Genomic DNA, 1,548 nt, shown 5'->3' with positions numbered 1-1,548 from the left:
AAGCATATCCCTAAAAATGTAAAAGTAATCCCAATTGTCACCAGAAGACTGGGTGCAGATTTAATAATATGTTCAGGACGTTTATCTATTAGGTAAATAAAATAAATAACAAAACCGAAGATAACAAGAAAAGATATTGTGGGTAATAAAGCAGGTGGCATGATATTTCCCTATCAGGATAAATTTATATGCAATGTATTATTATACAGTTTTAAGGTTGCCATATGAATTATGGAGGTATACAAAAAAATATGATGCTTCTATGTGGTCTTGGCGTAATAATGCCTAGACAGTTTTATCTCATCACATTTATACACTACCTAATATCAGTAAAATACATGATTCATATGTTAGTTGCGAGATTAGCACAGCTATAAACTTTATATCAATTATGTTCTATCATGTTGGTAGGCCATTACTCAATTTTTTGCAAAGAGCAATGGCTTTACGACTTTCAATACTCCTCTGGCAACAATACCGTTGTCACCGACCTATCAGCTTCGGTAATAATCCACACTTTATCTGTTTCCAAAGGGTAAACTGACATAATACGATAGCCACGCTCAATTGCTTCTTGATTGCTTAAGGCATCTTCGGCAGGCACATTGCCCCAATCGCCTGATTGATGACGAGCCAGTAAGCTAAAGCAGGATGTATGATGTTTGGCCAATAGTTCAAGGGCATTGGGTGTAGCCACCGTTTGACCGAGTGAAAATAAAGGATTACTGCAAAGTAACATGGTAATTCTCCGCGTGGGTTAAGGTTAATTAGGGGAAGTGGTTTGCGCTTGTAAACGTTGACCGAGCTTTTGCTTTAAAACACCGTTGGCTGTTTTAGCGTTGATGTTGCTGGGGTTAGTTGAAGGGTTTGTGTTTAAGTCATCGTCATCGTCATCGGCGTTGGGATAAAACTCCTCTAACAATTCAGGGATTTCGTCTTCGCTAAATTCAAAGGTAGCATTGTTAAAACCTGCTTGTGCCGCTTGGTCTAAAGCCTGTTGCTGAAAGCCTATCTCTAGCCGTTGTTGATTGAGCGTTTTAGCTTGCTGTAAAGCATCGGCTAAAGTGTGGTTATCTCTCAGCGTTAAATCCACGTAATAGATGGCTGAGCGATGGCTTTGGGTAGTACTTTTACCTCTGAGTTTTAACTGCAAGGGTAAACAAGCTAATACATCGCCTGACACTGCTTGGTAGTAGGCGAGTCGTGCCGCTAAAGTGCGAATACTGTTAAAGCCTGTCGTTCTAAAGATAAACGTGCCAATATCTTCTTCGTCATTCACAATCACATGTAAACGACCATACGGTTTACAGTGACCTGTTCGGGCTAAGTCACAGGCTTCGGGACTAGGGCAGGGTAATTGTTGAATGCCTTGTGGTGTATATCGCCGACAGGTATCCCCATTACCGACACACAGCGGTCTGCCTGTTTGTCTATCGAATAAACTGTATTCAGCACGTAAGTTTAACTCAGGCGAATTAAATAATAGGCGAACAGGGATGGTGCGTAATTTACCGTTGCTGGTGGTTTGTGCTTGGCGGAGTTGTTCAT

The 1,548-nt window shown here is 40.8% G+C and carries 2 protein-coding genes; both read right to left on the bottom strand.

Annotated features, from left to right (window positions below; translation table 11 throughout):
• Positions 1 to 454: 454 nt before the first annotated feature.
• Positions 455 to 739 carry a hypothetical protein gene (locus tag Q0212_RS08340; RefSeq protein WP_297924442.1) on the bottom strand — a complete coding sequence of 95 codons (285 nt, stop codon included), beginning with the start codon at positions 737 to 739 and terminating at the stop codon, positions 455 to 457.
• A 24-nt stretch (positions 740 to 763) separates the two neighbouring features.
• On the bottom strand, positions 764 to 1,548 hold a 785-nt coding region (locus tag Q0212_RS08335), incomplete at its 5' end, for a hydrolase or metal-binding protein (RefSeq protein WP_297924440.1).

The organism is uncultured Agitococcus sp., from assembly GCF_937920075.1.
Classification (GTDB): Bacteria; Pseudomonadota; Gammaproteobacteria; order Pseudomonadales; family Moraxellaceae; genus Agitococcus.
Note: the sequence above shows the minus strand (reverse complement) of the source record. Positions and strands in the feature narration are given on the sequence as shown.